This is a genomic window from Bilophila sp. 4_1_30, assembly GCF_000224655.1.
Taxonomy (GTDB): Bacteria; Desulfobacterota; Desulfovibrionia; order Desulfovibrionales; family Desulfovibrionaceae; genus Bilophila; species Bilophila wadsworthia.
In genome coordinates, this window is the sequence record NZ_JH114232.1 from 1,094,211 (window position 1) to 1,097,716 (window position 3,506).

A 3,506-nucleotide genomic window follows, 5' to 3' on the forward strand; every position below is an offset into this window, starting at 1 on the left:
TTTTGTGTTTTTGAGACTTGGCATTGGCGGCAAATGTGCCATGCATCATCCTTTGAAAGGAAAACGGGAGAAAGCTATGCCCCGATTCATCAATCCCAAGCATCTGATGGGAGCCACCAAAAATTCCCTGTCCGGCCTCGTGTTCGCGTGGAAAGGCGAGCAGGCGTTCCGGCATGAGGTGCTTGTACTGGTTGTTCTGGCAGCCCTGCTTGCCGTAACGGGCAAAGACGCCGGACAATGGCTGCTGGTGCTCGGCGGCTGGATCGGGGTCATGGTTGTGGAACTGCTCAACAGTGCCGACGAGGAATCCTTCGATCTCATAACCATCGAATGGAACGAACACGTCAAACGCGGCAAGGATATGGCCTCCGCCGCCATCTTCCTAGCAATGGTCATCAACGCGGGCATCTGGGCCTACGTTTTCCTCCTGAACTGAATATCCCTCTAAAAAATCACAAAAACTATCGCCGCATTGTAAACGGAAAAACAGGGAACGACACTCGCGCCTCCCCCACCCCATTACGAAAGTCTTAGGAGAGGGGAGGGGAGAGGTCTGGAGAGGGGGAGGGAGAACCCTTCTCCAGAAGGGTTCTCCCTCCCCTCTCCACGTCTCTTTCCTCCACTTGATTAGTGCGCGTCGCCCCAGTTCTCGGCGGCTCCCCAGTCGGCTTTGAGGGGCACGTCGAGGACGATCCCGCCGGGACGGACGTTTGCCATGAGCGCGGCGACACGTTCCCCGGCCTCCTGCGCGGCGGCTTCGGGGACTTCAAGCAGGAGTTCGTCATGCACTTGGAGCAGTAGCTTGGCGTCCAACGCGCGGAGGGTTTCGTCACCGTGCACGGCAAGCATGGCGAGCTTGATGATGTCCGCCGCGCTGCCCTGAATGAGCGTGTTGATGGCCTGACGCCGGGCGAGCGAACGCGCCTGCTGGCTTTCGGCCTGAATGTCCGGCAGGGGACGGCGACGCCCAGCAAGCGTGGTGACATAGCCCTGTTCACGGGCCATTTCCTCGACGTTCTCGTAGAAGTTCTTGAGCCCCTGCAGCCGTTCAAAATAGCGGGCCATGAACGCCTTGGCCTCGGACAGCGGGATCTTGAGCTCTTGCGCCAGCTTCTGCGGGCCCATGCCGTAGATCAGCCCGAAGTTGATGGTCTTGGCGTTGCGGCGCTGATCCGGGGTGATCTCGGAAGGCGGGGCGTCGAAGAGGAGGCTGGCCGTGCGGGCATGAATGTCCGCGCCTTCGCGGAAGGCCGCCAGCAGCGTCTCGTCGCGGGAAAGATGCGCCAGTACCCGCAGTTCGATTTGCGAATAGTCCGCCGAAATGAGCTTTTTGCCCTCGGGTGCAGTGAAGCAGGCGCGCATCCGGCGTCCGAGCGCTCCCCGTACCGGGATGTTCTGGAGGTTCGGGTTGCTGGACGAAAGGCGGCCCGTGGCGGTGGCAAGCTGGTTGAACGTGGTCCGGATGCGTCCGTCGCCGCCCATGAGCCGGGGCAGCGGCTCCAGATAGGTTGAGCGTAGCTTTTCCAGCTTGCGGAACTCAAGGAGCGCGTCCACCACCGGATGGTGGCCGGAGAGTTTTTCCAGCACGTCCTGCGAGGTGGAAGCCTGCCCGCCGCGCGTTTTGCCGGAAATGGGGAGCTTCAGGCGGTTGAACAGCACGTCCCCAAGCTGCTGTGCGGAACGGATGTTGAACGGCCCTTGCGCCTCGCGGTAAACGTCCTCGGTGATGCGGTCTAGATCCTTCTGTACTTCTTCCAGAAAACCGGCGAGCGCTTCAGCGTCGAGCTTGACGCCCGCGCTTTCCATATCCGCAAGCACCGGGATGAGCGGCAGCTCCAGCGTCTTCATGAGATCGACGAGGTGCGCGCCGGACAGCCGTTTGAGCAGCTGGTCGGTCATGGTGAGGGCGAGGAGGCCGGGATTGGCCGCCGAAAGCCCGAGCGCCGTGCCCCAGCGGGCGGACAGCTTGGGCCAGCCGTAGTCGCGGTCCTCCGGCTCCAGCAGGTAGCTGGCAAGCCCGAGATCGAACCATTTTTCAGGCGGGATGCGTCCCCAGTCCGCGTGCGTGTGCAGCAGCGCCTTGACGTCCGGCGCGATCACGAACTTCGCCTTGAGCAGGCGGTCCACGAGCTTGGGCGTCAGGCCGGTATAGACGATTTCCTTATCCCCGACGGCGATGGCCAGTTCGCCGTGCCCGCCGAGCACCGCCACGGGGTTGCCTTCCAGCGCGTCGAAGAAGGGATCGGAGGCGTCGCGGAGACGCTGGCGCGGTTCGGCCTTGGGCGTATCGAGCAGGGAAAGCTGGCGCATGGAGCCGCTTTTTCCGGAATCCACCGTTTCCGAAGCGTCGTGCTCCACGGCCACGCGTCCGTCGCGGATGAGCGTGGCGAGTTCGCGCTCAAGGGAGCTGAGTTCGAATTCGCGGAGCAGGGTGGCGGCCTCCTGCCGGTTCACCGGGCGCACGCGCATGGCGTCGAGCGTGAGGGAGGCGCAGCGGCTGGTGTCCAGCGTGGTGAGCTGGCGGTACAGGAACATGGCTTCGAGCTGGCCGTCGAATTTTTTTTGCAGGGCGGGCTTCATGGAGGCGAAGCCGTCCCGGATGGCTTCCAGCGAGGCATACTCGTGGAACAGTTTTTCCGCCGTCTTCGGGCCCACGCCGCGGACGCCGGGGATGTTGTCGCTGGAGTCGCCGATGATCGCCTGCACGTCCGGCCATTGCGTGGGCCTGAGGCCCGTTTCTTCCTCGAAGCTCTTGAGGGTGACGATTTTTTCATCCCTGCTGGCAGGGTCCCACATCATGACGTTGTCATGCAGGCACTGCTTGAGGTCCTTGTCGGTAGCCACGAGGATCACCGGGTGTTCCTCGCGGTAACGCTTGGCAAGCGAGGCGAGGCAGTCGTCCGCCTCGCAGCTGTCGGACACTTCGAGGTGCAGGCCGAGCGCCTTGATGAGCCGATGGATGGGATCGATCTGCCTGATGAGGTCTTCCGGGGTGGCGCTGCGCTGCGCCTTGTACAGCGGGAACAGCTCGTGCCGGAAGTTGGGCCCGTGCCCGTCGAGCACGAAGGCGAAATGCCTGGGCTGTTCCTCGCGGAGGATGCGCATGAGGATGCGGGCCACGATGAACAGCGCGCTCGTCGGGAATCCGTCCGAACGCTGCATACTCTGGTTGGCGTAGAATCCCCGGTATACGAAGGCCGATCCGTCCATAAGATAGATCGGCTCCTGCTCAAATCGTTGCTTGATGCTCATAGTTTCTCCAAGAGGGCTGCCAGGGATTTTCCCCGCACCGGCTAGACTGCTCCGGCGGGATGTCCGCATCCGGCTCCTCAGAACTGATTCGCTCTCAAAATATTCTTCCGGACCCGCTCCGCTCCGCGCCCCTGCCCTTCATCTTCCCAAAGCAGGAAAGAAAGATTCGATTCCGTGCCCCGCCCTTCACCTTCCGAAAAACCGGAAAGAGGGATTCGATAAGGCCAAAAGTCTTTGGGGAGAGGGGGAGGGTT

General features: G+C 62.2%; 2 protein-coding genes. One reads left to right on the plus strand and one right to left on the minus strand.

Going from position 1 to position 3,506, the window contains the following annotated elements; genetic code table 11:
• Window positions 1-76 precede the first annotated feature (76 nt).
• Window positions 77-436, plus strand: coding sequence for a diacylglycerol kinase (locus HMPREF0178_RS11450; protein ID WP_009733545.1), 360 nt, complete (start codon window positions 77-79; stop codon window positions 434-436).
• A gap of 191 nt (window positions 437-627) precedes the next feature.
• On the opposite strand, the gene polA is transcribed toward HMPREF0178_RS11450, so the two are convergent.
• A complete protein-coding gene (gene polA, locus HMPREF0178_RS11455) occupies window positions 628-3,252 on the minus strand; it encodes a DNA polymerase I (RefSeq protein ID WP_009733546.1) in 2,625 nt (874 codons plus the stop codon).
• Between the last annotated feature and the right edge of the window lie 254 nt (window positions 3,253-3,506).

Bases quoted from the DNA above. Each gene is read 5' to 3' on its own strand.
- HMPREF0178_RS11450 (WP_009733545.1), top strand. From the start codon at position 77: ATGCCCCGATTCATCAATCCCAAGCATCTGATGGGAGCCACCAAAAAT.
- polA (WP_009733546.1), bottom strand. From the start codon at position 3,252: ATGAGCATCAAGCAACGATTTGAGCAGGAGCCGATCTATCTTATGGAC.